This window comes from Porphyrobacter sp. TH134, from assembly GCF_002855495.1.
GTDB lineage: Bacteria > Pseudomonadota > Alphaproteobacteria > Sphingomonadales > Sphingomonadaceae > Erythrobacter.
The window spans coordinates 45424-67656 of sequence record NZ_PKRO01000014.1; the positions used below are offsets into that span (position 1 = coordinate 45424).

21 protein-coding genes and 1 tRNA gene are annotated in these 22233 nt (G+C 65.0%); 16 read left to right on the forward strand and 6 right to left on the reverse strand.

From position 1 onward, the window contains the following. Positions 1-81 precede the first annotated feature (81 nt). The gene (locus C0V72_RS08235; RefSeq protein WP_233999848.1) at positions 82-1554 is read left to right on the forward strand and encodes a M48 family metalloprotease; all 1473 of its coding nucleotides are present in this window, start codon (positions 82-84) and stop codon (positions 1552-1554) included. A gap of 117 nt (positions 1555-1671) precedes the next feature. On the opposite strand, the gene C0V72_RS08240 is transcribed toward C0V72_RS08235, so the two are convergent. Together C0V72_RS08240 and C0V72_RS08245 are read right to left on the reverse strand one after the other, a co-directional pair. Then, entirely contained in the window at positions 1672-1854 is a 183-nt protein-coding gene (locus tag C0V72_RS08240) for a Flp family type IVb pilin (RefSeq protein WP_101793391.1), read from the reverse strand. A gap of 101 nt (positions 1855-1955) precedes the next feature. Beyond that, on the reverse strand, positions 1956-2144 hold the full coding sequence (locus C0V72_RS08245; RefSeq protein WP_101793394.1) for a Flp family type IVb pilin: 189 nt from the start codon (positions 2142-2144) through the stop codon (positions 1956-1958). A gap of 99 nt (positions 2145-2243) precedes the next feature. Between C0V72_RS08245 and C0V72_RS08250 the strand changes: the two genes are divergently transcribed. Continuing rightward, positions 2244-2657, forward strand: a complete 414-nt coding sequence (locus tag C0V72_RS08250; protein ID WP_101793473.1) for a (deoxy)nucleoside triphosphate pyrophosphohydrolase — start codon at positions 2244-2246, stop codon at positions 2655-2657. Positions 2658-2714: 57 nt separating this feature from the next. Then, positions 2715-2791, forward strand: a tRNA-Arg gene (locus tag C0V72_RS08255). 77 nt (positions 2792-2868) lie between these two features. Here C0V72_RS08255 and C0V72_RS08260 read toward each other — a convergent pair. Further along, positions 2869-3261, reverse strand: a complete 393-nt coding sequence (locus C0V72_RS08260) for a metallopeptidase family protein (protein WP_101793398.1) — start codon at positions 3259-3261, stop codon at positions 2869-2871. A 227-nt stretch (positions 3262-3488) separates the two neighbouring features. Here C0V72_RS08260 and folE point away from each other — a divergent pair, with 227 nt between their 5' ends. From folE to C0V72_RS08280, 4 genes are all read left to right on the forward strand, one after another. Then, positions 3489-4115, forward strand: coding sequence for a GTP cyclohydrolase I FolE (folE, locus tag C0V72_RS08265; RefSeq protein ID WP_101793401.1), 627 nt, complete (start codon positions 3489-3491; stop codon positions 4113-4115). A gap of 146 nt (positions 4116-4261) precedes the next feature. Continuing rightward, on the forward strand, positions 4262-4711 hold the full coding sequence (locus C0V72_RS08270; RefSeq protein ID WP_101793403.1) for a hypothetical protein: 450 nt from the start codon (positions 4262-4264) through the stop codon (positions 4709-4711). A gap of 118 nt (positions 4712-4829) precedes the next feature. Further along, positions 4830-5342, forward strand: coding sequence for a c-type cytochrome (locus C0V72_RS08275; protein WP_172438962.1), 513 nt, complete (start codon positions 4830-4832; stop codon positions 5340-5342). Between the two features lie 8 nt (positions 5343-5350). Next, positions 5351-6034 (forward strand): cytochrome b/b6 domain-containing protein, encoded by a 684-nt coding sequence (locus C0V72_RS08280; RefSeq protein WP_101793409.1) that lies wholly within the window; start codon positions 5351-5353, stop codon positions 6032-6034. Positions 6035-6105: 71 nt separating this feature from the next. Here the strand turns inward: C0V72_RS08280 and C0V72_RS08285 are convergent, their stop codons facing one another. Next, the gene (locus tag C0V72_RS08285; RefSeq protein ID WP_101793412.1) at positions 6106-6585 is read right to left on the reverse strand and encodes a peroxiredoxin; all 480 of its coding nucleotides are present in this window, start codon (positions 6583-6585) and stop codon (positions 6106-6108) included. Between the two features lie 177 nt (positions 6586-6762). Between C0V72_RS08285 and ahcY the strand changes: the two genes are divergently transcribed. The 8 genes from ahcY (at position 6763) to trxA (ending at position 19763) form a co-directional block, all read left to right on the forward strand. Beyond that, positions 6763-8187, forward strand: coding sequence for an adenosylhomocysteinase (gene ahcY / locus C0V72_RS08290; RefSeq protein WP_101793415.1), 1425 nt, complete (start codon positions 6763-6765; stop codon positions 8185-8187). 103 nt (positions 8188-8290) lie between these two features. Then, positions 8291-10651, forward strand: a complete 2361-nt coding sequence (locus tag C0V72_RS08295; protein WP_101793418.1) for a PAS domain-containing sensor histidine kinase — start codon at positions 8291-8293, stop codon at positions 10649-10651. Then, the gene (gene tsaE / locus C0V72_RS08300; protein ID WP_101793421.1) at positions 10648-11112 is read left to right on the forward strand and encodes a tRNA (adenosine(37)-N6)-threonylcarbamoyltransferase complex ATPase subunit type 1 TsaE; all 465 of its coding nucleotides are present in this window, start codon (positions 10648-10650) and stop codon (positions 11110-11112) included. The genes C0V72_RS08295 and tsaE overlap by 4 nt, the downstream gene beginning before the upstream one ends. Beyond that, positions 11109-12098 (forward strand): aminoglycoside phosphotransferase family protein, encoded by a 990-nt coding sequence (locus C0V72_RS08305; RefSeq protein ID WP_101793424.1) that lies wholly within the window; start codon positions 11109-11111, stop codon positions 12096-12098. Before tsaE ends, C0V72_RS08305 begins: the two co-directional genes overlap by 4 nt. After that, positions 12095-12811: a nucleotidyltransferase family protein gene (locus C0V72_RS08310; protein WP_101793427.1), complete on the forward strand. Its 717-nt coding sequence runs from the start codon at positions 12095-12097 to the stop codon at positions 12809-12811. The genes C0V72_RS08305 and C0V72_RS08310 overlap by 4 nt, the downstream gene beginning before the upstream one ends. Continuing rightward, complete coding sequence (locus C0V72_RS08315) at positions 12804-15851, forward strand: PD-(D/E)XK nuclease family protein (protein WP_101793430.1); 3048 nt, start codon at positions 12804-12806, stop codon at positions 15849-15851. The genes C0V72_RS08310 and C0V72_RS08315 overlap by 8 nt, the downstream gene beginning before the upstream one ends. Continuing rightward, positions 15848-19372 carry a double-strand break repair helicase AddA gene (gene addA / locus C0V72_RS08320; RefSeq protein ID WP_101793433.1) on the forward strand — a complete coding sequence of 1175 codons (3525 nt, stop codon included), beginning with the start codon at positions 15848-15850 and terminating at the stop codon, positions 19370-19372. Before C0V72_RS08315 ends, addA begins: the two co-directional genes overlap by 4 nt. A gap of 70 nt (positions 19373-19442) precedes the next feature. Then, on the forward strand, positions 19443-19763 hold the full coding sequence (trxA, locus tag C0V72_RS08325; RefSeq protein WP_101793476.1) for a thioredoxin: 321 nt from the start codon (positions 19443-19445) through the stop codon (positions 19761-19763). 21 nt (positions 19764-19784) lie between these two features. Here trxA and C0V72_RS08330 read toward each other — a convergent pair whose 3' ends face one another. Beyond that, positions 19785-20594, reverse strand: coding sequence for an inositol monophosphatase family protein (locus tag C0V72_RS08330; RefSeq protein WP_101793436.1), 810 nt, complete (start codon positions 20592-20594; stop codon positions 19785-19787). Further along, positions 20591-21817 carry a bifunctional glutamate N-acetyltransferase/amino-acid acetyltransferase ArgJ gene (argJ, locus tag C0V72_RS08335; RefSeq protein ID WP_101793439.1) on the reverse strand — a complete coding sequence of 409 codons (1227 nt, stop codon included), beginning with the start codon at positions 21815-21817 and terminating at the stop codon, positions 20591-20593. Before argJ ends, C0V72_RS08330 begins: the two co-directional genes overlap by 4 nt. Before the next feature lie 87 nt (positions 21818-21904). On the opposite strand from argJ, the gene C0V72_RS08340 reads away from it, so the two are divergent. After that, the gene (locus C0V72_RS08340) at positions 21905-22192 is read left to right on the forward strand and encodes a hypothetical protein (protein ID WP_101793442.1); all 288 of its coding nucleotides are present in this window, start codon (positions 21905-21907) and stop codon (positions 22190-22192) included. Positions 22193-22233 lie beyond the last annotated feature (41 nt).

The window sequence follows — 22233 nt, forward strand, 5'->3', positions numbered from 1 at the left end:
GTTTCGTTCGCCAAGGCTTTGCCGCGCGGCGCTTTCCCGGTAGACCGGGACAAGAACAGCGACGCGATGGAGAGACGGAACATGGCACGAATTTCACGCAAGGTCCTGGCCTTTGGCGCGGTGCCGGTGGCGCTGGCAGGCTGCATGGGGGCCGGCGCTCAGGTGCCCTCGGCCTCGGGACAGATCACCCCCAAGGAAGCCCAGATGGGCGCGCAATATCACCCGCAATTCCTTGCCGAATTCGGCGGCGCGATGAGCGGCGCACAGGCCCAGTATGTCGAGCAGGTGGGCAAGAATATCGCGGTGCAATCGGGCCTCGGCAACGCGCGCGAGAGCTTTACGGTGAGCCTGCTCAATTCGCCGGTTCACAACGCCTTTGCTGTGCCGGGCGGCTATATCTACACAACGCGCCAGCTGGTGACGCTGATGAACAACGAGGCGGAACTGGCCGCCGTGCTCGGACACGAAGTCGGCCATGTCGCCGCGCGCCACAGCCAGCGGCGCCAGCAGGCTGCGCAGAAAAATTCGATTCTCGGCATTCTGGGGGCGATCGGTTCCTCGATCCTGCTGGGCGATTCGCAAATCGGCAACACGCTGTCGCGCACCTTCATGGAAGGCTCGCAGCTGCTCACCTTGCGCTTCTCGCGCAAGCAGGAGCTGGAGGCCGATACGCTTGGCATCCAGTATCTGGCACGGGCCGGGTATGATCGCCGCGCGATGGGGACGGTGCTGGCGAGCCTTGCGGCACAAAATACGCTCGATGCGCGGCTGGCTGGCCGCAATGCCAGCGTTCCGGAATGGGCCTCGACCCACCCGGATCCGGCGAGCCGCGTGCAAAGCGCCTTGTCCAAGGCAGGCTCAGCTGGCGGCGGTGTCACGAATCGCGACACCTTCCTCACCCGGATCGATGGGCTGCTGTACGGCGATGACCCGGCGCAGGGGATGATCGAAGGCAGCACCTTCATTCACCCTGAATTGCGCTTTTCCTTTGCCGCGCCGCAGGGCTTTTACATGGTCAACGGCACGCGGGCGGTCAGTATTCAGGGGCAGGCCGGTCAGGCGCAGCTGACGAGTGCGGCCTATAACGGCAATCTTGAAACCTATGTGCGCCAGCAGTTTACCGCGCTTGGCGGGCAGAACAGCCAGCTCGCCCCGGCGCAGATGGAACGCACCACCGTGAATGGACTGCCGGCTGTCTACGGCACCGCGCGGGTCAATAACGGCAACTCGCAGGTTGATGTGGTGATCTTCGCTTATGAATTTGCGCGCGATCAGGCGTTTCACTTCAGTGCGATTGCGCCGGTGGGCCGCGCCGGGACATTCAATGGGATGTTCCAGTCCATGCGGCGGATCACGGCCGCCGAGGCCGGAGCTGTGGTGCCCAAGAAGCTACAAATTGCCACGGTCGCGCGCGGCGATACGATTGCCAGTCTCGCCCGGCGGATGGCCTATCCGGCCGCGCAGGAAGAACGGTTCCGGGTGCTGAATGCGCTGGGAAGCAATGATACGCTGACCCCCGGTCAGAAGGTCAAGCTGGTGGTGCGCGCCCGCTGATTGGCAGCGGGCCACCGGCGGCCTGCGCCGGGCACCGACATTATCCAAGCCCACAACGAAAAACGGCGGGGATTGCTCCCCGCCGCCTTCTCGGTTGTTCTGCCGAAGCGGTGCGTCTTACGCGCCGCCGGTCGTGCCGGGCTGCATGCGCGACGAAACGTTGGTGAAGGTGCCGTTGAGGGTCGAACCCAGCTGGCTCATGGCGGTGATCGCGGCGACGGCGATCAGAGCGGCGATCAGGCCGTATTCGATAGCGGTGGCGCCCTGCTCGTCACGAACGAGGTTCTTGAAGAAGGTCATGTGTAGTCTCCTGGTTGGTCTGTCCCGAGCCCCCCGTTCCGCGGCGGGCAATCACTGAATTAATCGGCACCGATTGAGAAATTCCTAACGTGGTAAGTAATTCACGCGGAATTCGTCATGGCAGCGACGCTTTCACTTCGAACCCTGTCCCATGTACCGACGGTCACATCGGCAACGCCTTGCAAAGACGCGATCATGGCAACAACAATCAAAGCGACGATCAGTCCGTATTCAACAGCGGTCGCCCCCGCGGTATCATCGATCAGGTCATTGAAAAATGTCGATGGCACCGGGGAATCCCCTCATTCCTGCGAGCTGATGTGGGCAAAATCGCTGCTGCGGGTTAAGAAATCGTTGAGATGTCGCTTCAACATGGCAAGAAACCCGACATGTCTGTGCACTGGATAACCGTAGTCGCCGGTGCGTTGTGTGGTGCCGATGGGCGCTGGCTGATGCACCGCCGTCCTGAAGGTAAGCATCATGCGGGGCTGTGGGAGTTTCCCGGCGGCAAGGTGGAGCCGGGGGAAATGCCTGTGAGCGCCCTGCGGCGCGAACTGGCGGAGGAGCTGGGCATATCCTGCGAGGTTAACGCGTGCCGCCCTGCCGGATTCGCTGAAACCGATCCCGCCGAACCCGGCGTACCGATTGTCATTCTGCTTTACACCCTTGCGACCTGGCAGGGCGAGCCGCGCGCGTTGGAGGGCGGCGCCGTGGGCTGGTTCACCCCGGCCGAGCTTTTCGCGCTGCCCAAGCCCCCGCTCGATATCGTGCTGGCGCATGGTTTGCTGCAAAATCGCCGATGAGGCATAAAAGGCCCTTGCCAAGGCCAAGACAGGCCCCTATTCGGCCCCCCTCAGCGCGCACCCGTAGCTCAGCTGGATAGAGCACCAGACTACGAATCTGGGGGTCGGACGTTCGAATCGTTCCGGGTGCGCCAACAAGGCCCGTTCCTCGCAAGAGGGGCGGGCCTTGTTGGTTCTGGTCGGGTGTGCAGCGGGGCCGCAATGCGCGGTTTCAATCATTCACGCTGTCTTCGAGGGCGTGCATATCTTCGTCGGACAAGCCGAAGTGATGGCCGGCCTCGTGGATCACGACATGGCGCACCAGCGCGGCAAAGCCGACCCCGGTTTCTTCCATCTCGGCGAGCAGCGGTTGGCGAAACAGAGTGATGACGGGCGGCAGACCATCGCTGTCCCATTGCGACCTTTCGGTCAGTGCCACGCCTTCATAGAGCCCGGTCAGTTCGAACGGATCTTCTATTCCGACAGCTTCAAGCTGCTCGGCCGCCGCGAACTCTTCCACCCGGATCACCACCTCTGACAACGCGCGCCGGAAAGCCGCGGGCAAGCGCGCCACCACTCCATGCGCTTCGGCCTCGAATTCGGCGGTGCTTGGCGCGGGCAACATCAATATCCTTTATCGCAGAATTGGGGGGTGAATTGCCAATAACAGTGCCTACATCTGCGAAAATGGGGCGGCAGTCGCCGGGCGCAATCACTGCAACAAAATGGCATGGCATCAAGATGGCATGGCATTGAACAGGAACGCCTTGGACGCTTGCGGGTTGACGTCACTTGGGATCGACAGGTGCGGGGGCTTTGACCGGGCCAATGAATAATGAAAGACGACAGACCATGAATTATGTTTCGGCCCACGACCACGATGACGAATTCGATCCGGAAAATCCGCTGGGCAAGCCCGAAGTTCCCGAACACGTGCAGGACGCGATTCGCACCCTGATCCAATGGGCGGGCGATGATCCGGCGCGCGAAGGCCTGCGGGATACGCCCAAGCGCGTCGGGCGTGCCTGGCTGGAATATTGTGAAGGCTACAAGGAAGATCCCGCGATCCACCTGTCGCGCATCTTCGAAGAGGTGGGCGGCTACGACGAGATCGTGCTGCTCAAGGATATCCCGTTCCAGTCGCATTGCGAACACCACATGGCGCCGATTATCGGCAAGGCGGCGATTGCCTATCTGCCCAACAAGAAGGTGGTCGGAATATCGAAGCTGGCGCGCGTTCTGCACGGCTATGCGCAGCGCTTGCAGATTCAGGAGCGTCTGACGGCAGAGGTCGCGCAGTGCATCTGGGACAATCTCGACCCGCACGGCGTTGCGGTGGTCATTGAAGCGCAGCATGGCTGCATGACCGGGCGGGGGGTGAAGACGCCGGGCGTCGGCATGATCACCAGCCGGATCCTCGGCTGCTTCCTCGACAATGACAGCAGCCGCAAGGAAGTGATGAGCCTGATGGGCTATTGATGCTGCAAATCTGCAAATATGCAGACTGTGACATTTTTGCTTGCGTGTGTTAATAAAGCAACATTCTTGCTTGGTATTTGCGATTCGTGGTGGTAGGACTTGGCCATCAACGGCCCAAATGGCCGGGATTGTCAGGAGAAACCACCATGAAGAAGTTCGCCTTCGCCGGGTTGTTGCTGAGCGCTGCGATTGCCTCCCCGGCGCTTTCGCTTGAGCATGAAGTTGTCATCGATCACGAAGCCGGTCCGATCGCAGCCGATTACAAGGGTTCGGTGACGATCGATACCAAGCAGGTCGGGACGGTGGGCGTTGCCGGCCGCCCGAGCACCCTGGCGTGCCAATGGACCGCATCGCTCAATGTTGAACGGGTCGCCAAGGTTGGCGAGAGCTTGCGCTCGCAGCGCACGCTGTCCAGCAATGATGTTGCCAGCGGCACCAAGCCCGGCTGGTGCAAGACCAACGCCAAGGCGATCGATGCCTTGGTTGATCGCCGCAGCGATACCTTCCGCGCAGCGATGCTGGCCTTGGTCGAACAGGATCGCGGTGCCATTCTCGCCGAAGCCGAAAGCGCGCAAGGCCGCAGCCGCGGCGTCTAATCAGCCCCGCTTGCTGAACGATTGGGGCGTTCCCGCGTCGGGAGCGCCCTTTTTCGTGTTTGCGGTTGGCCGTAAAGGGGCATAGCTTGTCGCATTATCGTTGAGGGAGTTTTCGATGATGCTGCGCCCACTTGCTTCTCGCTATCTTGTCGCTGCCGCATTGGCCGGCGCGCTAGCCGCCTGCTCTGGCGGAGGAGCTTCCGATACGGCCGCTGCGGGCGATGCCGCGCCGGCGGGCGGCGTACCGCCCGTGATCAAGGAACGGCATGATAATTTCGAGGGCATTGGCGATGCATTCAAGGCGGTTCGCGGGGAGCTGGACAAGGATGCGCCCGATTTTGCGCTGATCACCGCCAAGGCGACCGATATCAACACCCGCGCCAAGCTGATCGAGGGCCATTTCCCCGCTGGCACCAGTGTCGATGATGGCTTCAAGACCGAAGCCTTGCCGGCAATTTGGCAAAAGCCCGAGGCCTTCAAGGCCGCCGCACAGAAGCTGGTCGACGAAAGCGCCAAGCTCGTCACCGTGTCCGCTGGCGGCGACAAGGCTGCAACCGCCGCGCAGGCGATGGCCATGGGCGGAACCTGTAAAGGGTGTCATGACCAGTTCCGGCTGGACGACAAGAAGTAGCCGCGACGATGACCGAAACTCCGGCCAGCCCCGCCGCAGGCTTGCGGGATGTGACGGTGTGGGATCCCCTGCTGCGGATCACCCACTGGAGCTTCCCGCTGCTGATCCCGGCCATGTGGTGGACGGCTGAAAACTCCAAATGGGCCCTGCATCGCCAGATCGGTCTGGTGCTGCTCGGCCTGCTGGTGTTTCGTCTGCTGTGGGGGTTCCTTGGCCCTGAAACCGCGCGGTTTTCCGGTTTCGTGAAAGGCCCGCGCGCTGTCATCGCCTATCTGCGCGGCGATCTTGCCCATGGGATCGGCCATTCACCACTCGGCGGCTGGAGCACGCTTGTGCTGCTGGGCGCGATGCTGTTGCAGGTCAGCATGGGGCTGTTTGCCGGGGATCCCTATGATGGGATGACTGGGCCGCTCAATCCGCTGGTCGGGGTGATGCTCGCCGACACGATTACTGAACTGCACGAGACGTTTTTCTGGGTGGTTGCCGGGCTGATCGGCCTGCATCTGGCGGCGATCACCTTCTATGCGGTGCGCGGTGATGATCTGCTGAGCCCGATGGTAAGCGGCGACCGTCCGCCGATGGCTGGCGTGGCCGGAATCGGTGCGATGCCGTGGGGGCGGGCAGCGTTGGCCGTCGGGCTGGCGGCGGGACTGGCGCTGTGGGTGGCCTACGGCGCGCCGCCGCTGACATGACCGGACATGAAAAAGGGGCGCTTGCCGGCTGATGGCAAGCACCCCTTTTTTACAAGTTTACCGGATCAGCCTTACAGCTGGCCGAGCATGTGGTCGGCGCTGGAAACCTTGAAATCGCCCGGTTCTTCGACGTTGAGCTGTTCGACGACGCCATCGTTGATGACCATCGAAAAGCGCTGCCCGCGCTTGCCCAGACCAAAGCCCGAACCATCCATTGTCAGGCCGATGGCCTCGACAAAGTCGGCATTGCCGTCGGCCAGCATAGTGATGTCGTCGCTGCCGGCGGCCTTGTTCCAGGCGCCCATAACGAAGGCATCATTGACCGCTGTGCCGATAATTTCGTCGACGCCCTTGGCCTTGAGATCGGCCGCCTTTTCGACAAATCCGGGCAGATGCTTGGCCGAGCAGGTCGGTGTGAAAGCGCCGGGAACCGAGAACAGTGCCACGCGCTTTCCGGCGAAATAATCGCTGGACTTGACCGGCTGCGGGCCTTCGGCCGTCGCTTTGATCAGGGTGACTTCGGGGATCTTGTCGCCAACGGAAATCGTCATTGTGGGTCCATCCTCTTGAGTGGTGTGGCGGCTCTCTATCGTGCGGCTACGTAAGGGGCAACAAATAGACATATAAAGATAAGTTTATATTTGCCCTCGGGCGGCTGCGGCGCTAGGGCCGCTTCCACCAACTTGCCCCCTTTATCACACGCGCATGACTGCGCCGGAGACACGATCATGGCCACCCTCGCTGCCGCCCCTGCCACCGAATATGTCATCAAGGACATCGCGCTTGCCCAGTTCGGCCGCGACGAGATCATGATTGCCGAAACCGAAATGCCTGGCCTGATGGCGCTGCGCGAGGAATATGGCGCGGCCCAGCCGCTCAAGGGCGCGCGCATCACAGGGTCGCTGCACATGACGATCCAGACTGCCGTGCTGATCGAGACGCTGGTGGCCTTGGGCGCCGAAGTGCGCTGGGCGACCTGCAACATCTTCTCCACCCAGGACCACGCCGCCGCCGCCATCGCCGCGCGCGGCATTCCGGTGTTCGCCATCAAGGGCGAGACGCTGGCTGATTACTGGGATTATGTGGGCCGCATCTTCGACTGGGCGACCGATGAAAACCCCGACCTCACCTGCAACCTGATCCTAGACGATGGCGGCGACGCCACGATGTTCGCACTGTGGGGCGCGCGCCTTGAAGCGGGCGAGGAAATGGGCGAGCCGACCAACGCGGAAGAAATCGAGTTCCAGCGCGCGCTCAAGGCCTTTGTCGCGGCGCGTCCGGGCTACCTCACCAAGACGGTGAAGGCGATTCTGGGCGTTTCGGAAGAAACCACCACGGGCGTCATGCGCCTCTACCAGATCGCCAAGCAGGGCAAGCTGCCGTTCCCGGCGATCAATGTGAACGACAGCGTCACCAAGTCGAAGTTCGACAACCTTTATGGCTGCAAGGAATCGCTGGTCGACGCGATCCGCCGCGCGACTGACGTGATGCTGGCCGGCAAGGTCGCCTGCGTTGCCGGTTACGGCGACGTCGGCAAGGGCTCGGCTGCTTCGCTGCGCGATGGCGGCGCCCGCGTGATGGTGACCGAAATCGACCCGATCTGCGCGCTTCAGGCGGCGATGGACGGCTTTGAAGTCGTCACCATGGAAGACGCCGTGAAGCGCGCCGACATCTTCGTCACCGCCACCGGCAATGAAGACGTCATCACCGCCGACCACATGATGAACATGAAGCCGATGGCGATCGTCTGCAATATCGGTCACTTTGACAGCGAGATTCAGATCAGCGCGCTGTCGAATTACGAGTGGAAGGAAATCAAGGAAGGCACCGACATCGTCACCTTCCCCGATGGCAAGTCGATCATCATCCTCGCCAAGGGCCGCCTCGTGAACCTCGGCTGCGCCACCGGTCACCCCAGCTTCGTCATGAGCGCCAGCTTCACCAACCAGACGCTGGCCCAGATCGAACTGTTCACCAAGTCGGACGAATACGAGAACGACGTTTACGTCCTGCCCAAGCATCTCGATGAAAAGGTTGCCGCGCTGCACCTTGAAAAGCTGGGTGTGAAGCTGACCAAGCTGTCGGGCAAGCAGGCCAGCTACATCGGCGTGCCGCAGGCCGGCCCGTTCAAGCCTGATCACTACCGTTACTAATCCACTCAAAACCGCCCGCTGCTCCCCGAATAATCACAGGGTTGGCAGCGGGCGGGCCTATCCCCCGTTGCACTCGCGCGTTCACGCGCATAGCGGTTGAGCGATGGACGTCTCGCCCCTTTCGCTGGTGCTGATTGCGCTCGTGCTGGCCGCATGGGCGGTGGGCGGGGCTGTGGTCGTGTTGCGCGCGAACCAAAGCGTCAAACGCGCCAAGGCGATGCGCACCAGCCTGAAACGGATGCAGGCCTTGCTTGATGTCGCCCCCGCCTTGCCGTTGCTGGTGCGGGTGGATGGGCGGATCGAGGCGCCTGATAAACTGGCCCGGATGCTGGGCCTTGCGGCGATGCCCAAATACCTCAGCGAACTGGCCGCGCCGCTTGGCAATCCCAAAGCTGGCGGGCTGGCGCAGGCCCAGATCGACCAGCTGTGGGACAAAGTTCAAACCACCCAGAAAAGCGCCGCGCCGTTTCGCATGGCGATCAATCTTCCCGGCGCGGGCCGCTCGCTGGCGCTGTATGGCACGCTCGCCGACCCGCAGGTCTCGCCCGGCAGTGCGGCGCTGGTATGGGTGTTCGACTTTACCGAAAGCCATTCCGAAATGGCCCGCCTGCGCGCGGCAGCGGCGCGTGCGACCGGCGATTTTGCCGCGCTGGTCGGGCTGATTGAAGCGGCGCCGATGCCGATGTGGTTTCGCGGCGCTGACCTGACGCTCCAACTCGTCAACCAGGCCTATGTCGACGCTGTCGGCGCAGGCGGCGCGGCCGAGGTGGTGCAGGGGCAGATTGAACTGCTTGAGCCCGAAGACGGGCGCTCCCCCGCCGACATCGCCCGCGCGACGCTGACCAGTCAGGAAAAGTCCGAAAGGATTATCGCTGCCACCATTCATGGCGCGCGCCGGACGCTGCGGGTCAGCGATTTGCCGCTGGGGCTGGAAGGGGTGGCAGGCTATGCCATCGATATCGAGGAACAGCAGCAGGTCGCCCGCGAATTTCGCGCCTTCCGCGATGCCCAGCGTGCGCTGCTTGACCAGCTTTCGGTGGGCGTGGCGCTGTTTGATGGTGACGAACGGCTGACCTTCGCCAACCGCCCGTTCCGCCGCCTGTTCAGCCTGACCGAAGAGGCGATTGAGGCGCATACGCCGTTTGAACGGTTTCTTGCCGAAGCGCGCGAGCGCGGACGCACACCTGAAGTCCGCGATTTTCCCGAATGGCGGCGTGAACGCACCGGCTGGTTCGGGATGCAGGACACCTTCGAGGAGGCCTGGCCGCTGCCCGGCGGAACGCACCTGCGCGTGGTGGCACAGCCGATGCCCGATGGCGGGCTGATCCTGATTACCGAAGACCGCACCGAAAGCCTTGCCCTCTCGGCCGTGCGTGACACGCTGCTGCGCACCCGCACCGCCACGCTCGACAGCCTGTTTGAAGCGCTCGCGATCTTTGCGCCTGATGGTTCGGTGCAGCTTTGGAATCGCAGTTTTGCCGGCACCTGGGGGCTGACGCCGGAATTTCTCGATCTGCACCCCAGTGCGGATGAATTGCTCAGCGCGATCGGGCGCAATCTGGTGAACCCGCAAGATGCCGGGCTGATTGGCGCTGCGGTGCGGGCCGCCACGCTCGACCGGCGCGAGAAGGGCGGGCAGGTCGATCTCGCCGATGGCCGCACCTTGCGTTTCGCCGGCATCCCGCTGCCCGATGGCAACGGGCTGCTGACCGTGCTGGACATCACCGCCTCGCAGAAAGCCGAACAGGCCTTGCGCGAACGGGCTGAGGCGCTGGAGGAAGCTGATGCGGTCAAGGCGCGGTTCCTGGCCAATATGAGCTATGAATTCCGCACGCCGCTCACCACCATCGGCGGCTATGCCGAATTGCTGAAAAGCGGCGCTGCGGTGGATCCGCAGGCGGCAGGGGAATATGTCGATGCGATCCTCAGCGCGGTTGAACGGTTGACCGAACAGGTCGAAAACGTGCTGGACCTGTCGCAAAGCGAAGCGGGGTTGCTCCCCATTCGCAAGGAGCGGCTGGATGTGCTCGATTTTCTGACGAAGCTGGTGCGCGACCGTGAGGCGGCGATTATCGCAGGCGGGCTGAGTCTTGATCTCAAGGGCCGCCGGGGCCGCGTGATCGAGGCCGATCCGCGCCAGATGGGCCGGGCCATCGGCAATCTGCTCGACAATGCGGTCGCCGGCACGCCGGATGGCGGGCGGATCGTGATCGAAATCCGCAAAGCGCCCGAAGGCGCCGACTGGGGCATCGAAATCACCATTGCCGATAATGGCCGCGGCATGACCTCGTCGGAACTTGCCCGGGCGCAAGGCGGCCTGAAGCCTGCGGCGGAAGGGGCGCCAGAACGCCGCACCGGGCTGGGTATCCCGCTCGCGCGCCAGCTGATCGAAGCGCATGATGGAACGCTTGAAATTGCCAGCCGCAAGGGCGCTGGGACGACAGCAAAGATCCACCTCCCATGATCGAGACACGCTGCCACTTGCCCGATCTGGCGGCGATGGCCGGCTATGGCACTGTGCTGGCCGGGCGGTTGCGGGCGGGCGATGTGGTGGCGCTTTCGGGCGGGCTGGGGGCGGGCAAGACCACGCTGGCGCGGGCGATCCTTGCCGCGCTTGGCCATGCGGGCGAAGTGCCGTCGCCGACCTTCACCATCATCGAAAGCTACGCGTCGCCGGCCATGCGTCTGCCGGTGGTCCATGCCGATTTCTATCGGCTGGACGATCCATCCGAGCTGGCCGAGATTGGCCTTGATGAGTACCGCGAGGGTGCAGTGCTTCTGGCGGAATGGCCCGATCACGCGGGCGGCTTCGCGCATGAGCCGGGATGCCTGTCGATCACGCTGGAACCGGTGGGAGAAAGCGGGGAAGGCGGGCGGATTGCGATTGCCCGCGGGGGCGCGGATTGGGTAGGGCGGATGCCATGACCGCGCTTCCCCAAGGCCTTGCCGAATTCGTCGCCCACGCCGGATGGGAGGGCGCGGACATCGACCCGCTGCCCGGCGATGCTTCGTTCCGGCGCTATTTCCGGCTGAGCCGGGCAAGCGGCGAATCGGCGATGCTGATGCACGCGCCCCCGCCGCATGAAGACCCCGCGCCGTTCCTGCATGTGGCGCACTGGCTCAACGCGCACGGCATGCGCGGCCCGGCGATCCTTGCCGAGGATGCGGCCCGGGGCTGGGTGCTGACCGAGGATTTCGGCAATGACCGGATGCGCGACTGGCTCGATCTGAACCCTGCGGACGAGCGCGCCGCTTACGAAGCCGCGGTCGAGGCGCTGGCCGCGCTCCACCGCCTGCCGCCGGGGCCGTTTCCGGCTTACGACATGGCGGTCTATGCCCGCGAGGCGGCGCTGCTGACCGAATGGTATTGCCCCGCGCAAGGCCTTGCGGTGGACGCCGCGGGCTATGCCGCCGCCTGGGAGGAAGCCCTCGCGCCGCTGCTCGCCCGCCAGAACCCCGGTGTGACAGTGCTGCGCGACTATCATGCCGAGAACATCATGCTGCTCGGCGGCAAGGCGACCGCGCCGCAGGGCCTGATCGATTTTCAGGACGCGCTCGTGGGCCATCCGGCCTATGACCTCGTCTCGCTGTTGCAGGACGCGCGGCGCGATGTGTCTGAGGCGCTGGAGGCGGCGATGCTGGCGCATTACTGCGCGGCGGCGGGCGTGAGCGGCGATGATTTCCTCGCCGACTACGCCCGGCTTGGCGCGCAGCGGAATGCCAAGATCGTCGGCATCTTCACCCGGCTCGACCGGCGTGACGGCAAGCCCAAATACCTCGCGATGATCCCGCGCGTCTGGGCGGCGATGGAGCGCGATCTGGCGCATCCGGCGCTGGCACCCGTGGCACGCTGGTTCGATGCCAATATCCCGGCCGATCTGCGCGCGGCAAACGGCGCTTTCGCCGGATGACGAAGCTCGCATCCGACACCGCGATGATCCTCGCCGCTGGCCTTGGCAAGCGGATGCGGCCGCTCACTGCCAGCCAGCCCAAGCCGTTGGTGCGGGTGGCGGGCAAGGCATTGATCGACCACGCGCTGGACCGTCTCGCTGATGCGGGCGTCGCCAAAGCGGTGGTCAATGTCCACTACCTCGCCGACGCGCTCGAAGCCCATGTGCTCGCGCGCGCCGTGCCCAAGGTGACAGTTTCGGACGAGCGCGCGCAATTGCTGGAAACCGGCGGCGGGATGGTGAAGGCGCTGCCGGGCCTGCCTGATCCGTTCTTCGCGCTGAATGCCGACAATATCTGGCTCGATGGCCCCAAAAGCGCTTTCCACGATCTTTCGCGCCGCTGGGATCCCGAAGCCATGGACGCCCTGTTGCTGGTGGTGCCGCACGCGCGCGCGGCCAATTTTTCCGGACCGGGCGATTTCCACATGGACCCGCTGGGGCGTCTCTCGCGCCGCCGTGACGGGCGGATTGCGCCCTTTATCTACACCGGCATCCAGCTGGTCAGCCACCGCCTGATGCGTGACGCGCCTGACGGGCCGTTCTCCACCAACATTCTCTGGAACCGGGCGATGGAAGAGGGGCGGCTTTACGGTCTCAGCTTCACCGGGCTGTGGTTCGAGGTCGGCACGCCGCAAATGATCCGCCCGACCGAGGAGGCGCTGCTGGGTGGCTGAACCGCGCAAACCCGGCCCGCTGGTCTACTCCATCGCTGCGCACCGCGGTTTTGCCGATGCTCTGGTGGCAGGCCTTGTGCCGCGATACCGCGAGCCGGGTTTCGGGCTGGCGCGTCTCACCCTGCTGGTGCCGTCAAGCCGCGCGGCACGCACGCTGTCCGAAGCCTTCATCCGCCACGCAGGCGCAAGCGGCGAGGGCGGCCTTCTGATGCCGCGCATGATCGCGATTGGCGATCTTGATCTCGATGAAAAACTGGGCGCAGCGCTTGATCCGCTGGGGGCGGCGGACATTCCCCCGGCCTGCGATCCGCTGGCGCGCTGGCTGACGCTGGACCGCCTGATTGCCGAAGAGCGCGCAGCAGAAGGCATGGAGCCGCTGCCGGGCCGTGCACGCCTGAACCTCGCGCGGGAAATGGCACGCACGATGGACCGCCTGCTGGTGGAAGAAAAGGCCCCGGAAGACTTGTGGGCCGATCCGGTGCTCGACCAGCTGGGCAATCTTGCCGATCACTGGAAGCGCGCGATCCGTTTGTTTGCGCGGGTGAATGCGCGGTGGCAGAGCGAACTGGCCGAGCAGGGCCGGGTTGATGCGGCCACGCGGCGCAATCTGCTGTTTGATCGCGCCGCCCGCCGCTGGCGCGAGGCCCCGCCGCCGCATCCCATCGTCGCGGCGGGCGTTACCAGCGCTGCGCCAGCCCTGGCGCGGCTGCTCAAGGTGGTCGCGCAATTGCCTGAAGGCGCGGTGGTGCTGCCGGACCTTGATCTGGCAATGGACGATGCGGCGTGGGCGGAATTGGGTCTGGCGGGCGCTTCGGAGGAACCCGGCGGCCCGGTGTTCGCGCCGGGCGATGCGCTGAGCCATCCGCAATATCACCTGAAGCTGCTGCTGAACCGCATGGGGGTGAACCGCGCCGAGGTGCAGCCATGGCACCGGCGCGGGATCGGGGCGGCAGAGCCTTCGCGCAGCCGTGCTATTTCTGCACTGTTCCTGCCCCCGCAAGCCAGCCGCGCGTGGATCGATCTGGGTGCCGACCGGCGGCGCTTGGCGGGTGTGCGCCTGCTGGTCAGCGCCACGATCGAGGAAGAGGCGCAGGCCATCGCAATGCTGGTGCGCCAGGCGCTGGAGCAACCGGAACAGCGCATCGTCGTGGTCACCGCCAATCGCGCTCTGGCCCGCCGGGTGGCGCAGCATCTGGAACGCTGGAACATCGCGGCAGACGACAGCGCTGGTCGCCCGCTGGCGCTGACCCCGGCGGGCCGCCTGTTCGGCTTGCTGACCGAAATCGCCGCCAATGGCCCGGCCCCCTCCAATCTGGTCGCCGCCTTCAGCCATCCTTTGGTGCGCGGGCATGACAGCGACGCGCGGCGCGTTTGGCTGGCCGGCGCGCGCGCCTTCGACCGCTGCTTGCGTGGGCCATCGCCGGCGCCGGGGATCGCGCCGTTGGGCAAGGCTGCCGCCAAGGCCGGGATTGATGATTGGTGGAACGAGGCCAGCGGATTGCTTGGCCCCTTGCTCGATTGGCCGCGCGATATTGCGCTGGCAGACGCCCTGACGCTGCTGGCGGACGCGGCGGAGGGTTTTGCCCAGACGCTGGTGTGGGAGCGCGAAGATGGCCGGGCGCTGGGCACCATGATCGAGGAACTGCGCGAACAAGCCGCTGGCGCTGGCACCATGATTGAAACCGCCGATCTGGCGGGGATCCTGCGCGATTGCATGGAAGCGGTTGCCGTGCGCCCCGGCTATGGCGGCCACCCGCGCGTGGCGATTTACGGGTTGCTCGAAGCGCGCATGGCGCGCGCGGATCTGGTGATTTGCGGCGGGCTGAACGAAGGCTCGTGGCCGCAACCGCCCGCCGCCGATGCGCTGCTGGCGCCTGCCATCCTGCGCGCGCTGGGCGTGCCGGGCGCCGAGTTTCGCATCGGTCTTGCCGCGCATGATCTGGCCGGCGCGATGGGTGCGCCTGAAGTGGTGCTCAGCCGATCCTTGCGCGATGCCGAGGGGCCGACGCTGCCCTCGCGCTTCGTGCTGCGGGTCGAAGCGCTTCTCGGCGATGATCTGGGCAAGGAGCACCGCGAGCGGGCAATCCCGGCGCTGTTGCCGCAGATTGACCGCCTGCGCGCGCCTGCGCCCGAATATCCGCGCCCCGCACCCGATCCGTTGCCCGCTGTGCGCGACGTGCCGATCAAGGTCACCGCGCTCGATCGGTTGCTGGGCGATCCCTACCAGTTCTACGCGCAGGCGATCCTTGATCTGCGCCAGTTGCAACCGCTCGCCGCCGATCCCTTCAGCGATCCGGCGCTTCGGGGGACCTTGGTGCATGATGTGCTCGACAAATGGCACAGGGCGAAGGCGAGCGATCCGGGGCTTGCGCTGGCCCCCTTTGCCGCCGCCCATTTTGAGCGCGAGCGCGTCCACCCGCTGTTTCGCGCGCTGTGGCAACCCCGCCTGATTGCCGCGTTGGAACGCTTTGAGCGCTGGATCGCTGACGACGCCACTGAGAAGGGCCGTACGGTGCTCGCGACCGAGATTTCCGGCGAGATGGTGTTTGACGGAGTCACCGTCATGGGCCGCGCCGACCGGATCGACCGGTTGGCGGACGGGACCCTGGGGATCGTGGATTACAAGACCGGCGCGCCGCCTGCCAAAAAGCAGGTGACATCGGGCTATGCGCTGCAATTGGGGCTGCTGGGGCTGATTGCGCAAGCAGGCCGGTTTGCCAACGATAAGACCGGACAGGTGGTAACAGGCACGCCGACCCGGTTTGAATACTGGTCGCTGGGTAAGGCGAAGAAGGACGATGGTTTCGGCTATCAGGAAACTCCGGTGAAGGAGGGCAACGCAAAGACCGGCTTGCTCCAGGACGATTACCTCAACTTCCACGCCGACCGGCTGGCCGAGGCGATCCGGCTGTTTATCAAGGGCAGCAAGCCCTTCATCGCCCGAGAGAATCCCGATTACAAAGGCTACAACGAGTACGACCAGCTGATGCGGCTGGAGGAATGGGCGATCCGCTTGACCGAGCCGGAGGCTAAGTCATGAGCGGCGGAAACGGGCTCGTCTTTCCGCTGATGGACAATCAGCTTCTGGCAGCCGACCCGGAGGACAATGTCTGGCTCTCTGCCTCGGCGGGGACGGGCAAGACGCAGGTGCTGTCGGCCCGCGTGCTCCGGCTGTTGCTGCGCGAAGATGTCGCGCCCTCGCAGATCCTGTGCCTGACCTTTACCAAGGCGGGTGCGGCCGAGATGGCGAACCGCATCAACGCGGTGCTGGCGCGCTGGGTGCGGTTGCCTGCGACAGTGCTGGCGAAGGAACTGGGATACCTTGGCGCAGATATTGGCCCTGCCACGCAGGAACGCGCGCGCAGCCTGTTTGCCAGCGTGCTCGATTGCCCCGGTGGCGGCCTGCGGATCGACACCATCCACGCCTTTGCGCAGTTCCTGATCGGCAATTTCCCCGAGGAAGCCGGCCTTGCCCCCGGCACGCGGGTGATGGATGATCGCAGCCGCGACCTGTTGAGCCGTGAGGCGCTGACCGACCTGTTCGAGGAAGCCGAGCGCACCAATGATGTGCGGCTGCTTGATGGGATCACGCTGTTCACAACCCGCAAGGATCCCGCCGCACTCCACAAGTGGCTGATGCGCGCCGCCGAGGCGCAGGACATGTGGGAAGGGCCATCTGCCTGGCAATCACCGATGGCCGGGCGGGTGCGCCAGACGCTGGGGATGCCCGCTGATGCGGACGAGGCCTGGGCGAGCGAGCCGCTGCATCCCGATATCTTCCCGGACGATGTGCTCGCCGCGATGTTGCCGGCGCTTGATGGCTGGAAGGCCAAGACCGGACAGGAGACAGCTGTTTTCATCCGGCAGTGGCTGTCACTCGATCTGGCGCATCGAATCGCTATGGCAGAGCAGTTTCGCAAGACCGTTCTCAAGGCCGACGGGACGCCGCGCAAGATGGAGGGGGCGGCCAAAATCGCGCCTAACTTGCCCGAATGGCAGGAGGATATTGCCCAGGCGCTGACGCTTTACGAAGACCGCCGCGCGCTCCTCGCCTGCGCCGAAATCGTGACCTCGGCACTCGAAATCGGGCGCGCCTTCGCGCTCAAGTGGGAGGCCCGCAAGGCCCGCGAAGGGCTGCTCGATTTCTCCGATCTGATCCGCAAGGCTGCCGCACTGCTGGGTCAGTCCGAGGCGGCTGACTGGATCCGCTACAAGCTGGATCGCCACTTCGATCACATTCTGATTGACGAAGCGCAGGACACCAACCGCAGCCAGTGGGACATCGTCGAAGCGCTGATCGACGACTTCTTCAGCGGCGAAGGCGCGCGCGGCGACAAGCTGCGCACGATCTTCACCGTGGGCGATTACAAGCAGGCGATCTTCGGCTTTCAGGGCACCAGCCCCGAAAATTTCGCGCGCGCCAAGGAGCGGGTGCACGGCCGCATCACCGCCGCGCAGCAGGGCATTCGGCAGGGCCGCGTCGATCGCCGGGAGCCGGGCTGGCAGGATCTCGACCTCGGCCATTCGTTCCGCACCGCCGATATCGTGCTCGGCTTCGTCAACCGCATGATTGCGACGCTGGGCTTTACCGAGTTCGGACTGGACAAGGACCCCGCGCCCCATGTCGGCGCGCAGCGGCCTGGCCTCGTCACGCTGTGGCCGCCTGTCGCACCGAAGCGGGGCGAGGGGCAGGACGACGAGGACGAGGCCGAAGACAGCGAGAACCGCGACTGGCTGCCCCGGCACGATACGCTGCTGGCGGAACGCATCGCCAATCAGGTGCAGCGCTGGCTGACCGATGATCCCTTTGTTCTGGCCAAGGGCACGAGCCGCCATGCGCAGGCCGGCGATATCATGGTGCTGGTGCGCCAAAGAAAGGAACTCGCCGCGCAGATCGTCGCCAAGCTTTATGCGCGCGGCGTGCCGGTGGCCGGCGTCGACCGGCTGCGGCTGGGCGCACCGCTGGCGGTCAAGGATGTGCTTGCCGCCTTGCGCTTTGCCGCGCAGCCGCAGGACGATCTCAGCCTTGCCAACCTGCTGGCCTCACCGCTGATGGGGTGGAGCCAGGATGATATCCTCGAACATGTGCCGCGCCCTGAAAAGGTGCGGCTGTGGGATCATCTGCGGCGCAAGGACGCGCCGCCACAGGTTGCCGCTGCGGCAGACAAGCTGCGGGGCCTCTTGCGCCGCGCCGATCACCAGACTCCGCAGGCGTTGATCGCATGGCTGCTGACCGGCCCGTGGCAGGGACGGGCGCGACTGGTTGAACGGCTTGGGGCCGAGGCCAATGATCCGCTCGACGAACTGATCAACGCCGCCTTCGCCTATGAGGCCGAGTATTGGCCGAGCCTGTCGGGTTTCCTCGCGTGGTTCGATGCCGGAACGGGCGATCTGAAGCGCGATTCCGATAGCGCCAGCGGGCAGGTGCGCGTGATGACGGTGCATGGCTCGAAAGGATTGCAGGCGCCGATCGTGATTCTCGCCGATGCGACGGGCGCGCCGGGGGAGGCGGGCGATCTGGCGCTCGCTGATGACCCGCTCGCGCTTGGCAGCGATCGTCTGCGCGAAGTGCCGCTCCCGCCGCTCGGCAAGGACCAGAAGAAGGGCCGGATCGCCGAGGCGGAGGAAGCCAAAAAGGCAGCGGTGCTGCAAGAGCACTGGCGCTTGCTCTACGTGGCGCTGACCCGCGCGGAGGAGGCGCTGTTCATCGGCGGATCGCTCAACAAGAACGAGGCGAAGAAGGGCGTGCCCCACGATGACAGCTGGTACGCCCGGCTCGCGCCGCTGTTCGAGGGTGAAGAGATCACCGATCCGGTGTGGCATTGGCGCAAGGAATGGGGCGAGCGGGCCGAGCCGCTGGTGCCCGATGATGCTGCAACCGCAGACACGGCGCCGCCTGATCTGCCGCGCTGGGCGACAGCAGCCATCGGGCCCGAACCCCGCCCGCCGCGCCCGCTCGCGCCGTCCAATGCGGGCGAGGATGGCGGAGCCGCACCGCCGCTCCCGCCTGAAGCCGCGCGCCATGCGGCCCGGCGCGGGAGCCTGATCCACACGCTGCTTGAACGCCTGCCCGATGTCGCTGCGGCTGACCGCGAGGCTGCGGCGCGCGTCTGGCTCGAACGGCAGGCGGGCGATCTCGACGCCGAGCTTCGGGATGAGATGCTGGCCGCCGCGCTGGCCGTGCTCGATCACTCGGCATTCGCCGCGATCTTCTCCCCCCAAGCGCTCGCCGAAGTGCCGCTGGCCGCCACGGTCGAAGGCGTTGTCGTGGCGGGCACGGCTGACCGGTTGTTGATCGAGGAGACCCGCATCACTGTGGTCGATTTCAAGACCACCCGCCGCCCGCCCGCCAGTCTTGCTGCTATCCCGGTCGCGACCCTCAGGCAAATGGCGGCTTACGTCGCCGCGCTGGAAGTGATCTATCCTGGCCGCGAGGTGCGCGCAGGCGTGCTCTACACCCATGCGCCGGTGCTGTTCGATCTCCCCCCCGAGGCGCTCGGCGCACACAAGAACGCGTTGCAGACCGCGCAGCAATCCTTGTTGCCGCTCGATATTGAGTGAACAGCCCTGCGCATTAGATTGCATTCAGATGACCGGCGCTCTTATGGTCGTCGGCAAAGGAGAATTCGAAATGGCGACCGTCAATGTGACCGATGCAAGCTTCCAGGCCGATGTGCTGGACAGCGACACCCCTGTGCTGGTGGATTTCTGGGCCGATTGGTGCGGCCCGTGCAAGATGATCGCGCCCGCGCTGGAAGAGATCAGCGACGAACTCGCCGGTCAGGTGAAGATCGCCAAGATCGACATCATGGAAAACACCGACATCGCTGCGCAGATGGGCGTGCAGTCGATCCCGCTGATGGTGTTGTTCAAGAACGGCGAAGCAGTGGCGCGCAAGCTTGGGGCAGCGCCCAAAGGGCAGCTCAAGGCCTGGCTTGAAAGCGAGCTTTAATTCATCCGCGCGGGGTGATGGTCAATCAACCGTCACCCGCGCGATAAACTCGTCCCAGATCCGCGGGCTGGATGCACCCACGAGGCCCTTCAGCGTGTCGTCGCGACCGTGTTCGTCCACCCGGTAGGTGGTGCCATCCAGCCGGGCGGCCTTGCCGCCGGCCTCGTTAAGCCACAGCACGCCCGCAGCATGATCCCATGCCAAGGTCCGTTTGAAGCTGGAGATGTCGTTTTCGCCTAGCGCAAGGCGCGGGTATTGTTCGGCGGCGCAGCGCGGAATGTCGACCAGCGTGTAATGCGGCGCCAGCTTGGCATCGACCATCGCGGATTCGTCCGCGGTGAGGAAGATGCGGCTGACAGCGGTGACGGGCTGCGGCTGTCCGGTGGTGCGCGCTGTGATGCGTTCGCCATTGACGAAGGCGCCCTCGCCGCTGCGGGCGTGGCAGAACCGGTCCCTGATCGGATCATAGATCCACCCGGCAACGGCACGGCCAGCATCGGCGAGCGCGATGATGATCCCGAACGGCTCCTTGCCTTCGGCGAAGTTCGCCGTGCCATCCAGCGGATCGATAATCCAGCACTGGCCCGACAGGTGATCCAGCACGCCCGCGTCGGCATGCACAGCTTCCTCGCCCACCACCGCAACACCCGGCGCGAGCTTGGTCAGCGCTTCTGTCAGGAAAGCCTCAACCTCGCGGTCGACGATAGTGACCGGATCATCCGCGCCCTTCATTTCGACTTCATGCGCGGCCAGTTGGCGAAAGCGCGGCAGCATTGAACGCTGCGCGGCAAAGCGCATCAGATCGCGGATTTCGTCGTCGAGCGCGCTCATGAACGGTAATCCGCGTTGATCGCGATGTAGCCGTGCGTGAGATCGCAGGTCCATACGGCGGCGCGGCCGTCTGCCAGGCCGAGATCAACCGCGATGTCGATGTCCTGACCCTTGAGGTGTGCTGCGACCGGGGCTTCGTCATAGCCATCGACGGGAAGGCCATTCTTCGCTGTCCAGATGCCGCCGAATGCGATGGAGAGCTTGTCGCGATCCGCCGGCTCGCCCGCCTTGCCCACTGCCATGACGACACGGCCCCAATTGGCGTCTTCGCCCGCGATGGCGGTTTTCACCAAGGGCGAATTGGCGATGGCAAGGCCGATGCGGCGGGCGCTGTCATCGCTTGTCGCGCCGCTGACGCGGATCGAGATGAACTTGGATGCGCCTTCGCCGTCGCGCACCACCAGCTGCGCCAGATCACGGCACACACCCGTCAGCGCGGCAGCAAAGGCATCGGCGCCGGGGCTGTCCCAGCTGTCGATCCGGGCATTGCCCGCGCGGCCTGTGGCAAAGACCATGACCGTGTCGCTGGTCGAGGTGTCGCCATCAACCGTGATGCAGCTGAACGTCGCCGCATTGGCGCGGTCGAGCGCGTCTTGCAGGAAAGCAGGCGCAACATCGGCATCGGTGAAGATATAGCCGAGCATCGTCGCCATGTCGGGCGCGATCATGCCGCTGCCCTTGATGATCCCGGCGAGTTCGACGCGGGTGTCGCCAATCATGGCCGAGGCGCCAGCGCCCTTGGCAAAAGTATCAGTGGTGCCGATGGCGTTGGCGGCGTCTTCCCAACCGCAAGGCTCGGCCAGCAAAGCCGCTTCGATCCCGACGCGTGCCTTGTCCTGCGGCAGCGGCACGCCGATCACGCCGGTGGAGGAGACGAACACCTCCTCGGTGCTGCACGCCAAAGCCGCACTGACCTGCGCCTGGATCGCTTCGACCGCCTCGCGCCCGCGCCACCCGGTAAAGGCGTTGGAATTGCCCGCATTGACGATCAGCGCCCGCGCGCGGCCCAGCTTAACGGCTGCGCGCCCCAGCTCGACCTCGGACGAGGCGCAGGCGCTTTTGGTGAACACGCCTGCGGCTGTCGTGCCTTCGGCAAGCTCAGCGAAAGTGAGATCGCAGCGGTCCCACGCCTTGTACTGCGCACGGGCAACGCGCAGCGTTACGCCTGCAATCGTGGGCAGGGCAGGGAAAGGGCGGGCAAGGGGGGAGCGATCAATTTGCATGGCCGACGCCTCTAAGCTGGCAGGCGCGCACAGTAAATCGCCAAAGCCGGTGGACGAAACGCGCATAATTGCCTATCTGAAGGCACGATGACCCGGCATTTGCTCGCTCTTCTCGCTTTGCTGACAGGCCTTGCTGCATTCGGCAGCCCGGCCCATGCCTCGGCGTCGGGCTCGCTTGCCGAGGCGCTCGCCTGCGGATCGAGCATCGCGGCCGCAGTCGGTGACGAGACGTCGGGGTGCGAGAGCGTGGCTGTGCAGGCTGCACCTGCCACCATCAGCGCAACCCGCGCCGCCGAAGTGCCGCGCGCGGTTCCCGCAACACCGGAAGCGCTGCGTTTGCCGGTTCTGATGGGTATCGAACGCGCCTACGAATAGGCGCGCTATCCCGTTTCAGCCCCAATTCCAGCGCGCCGTGC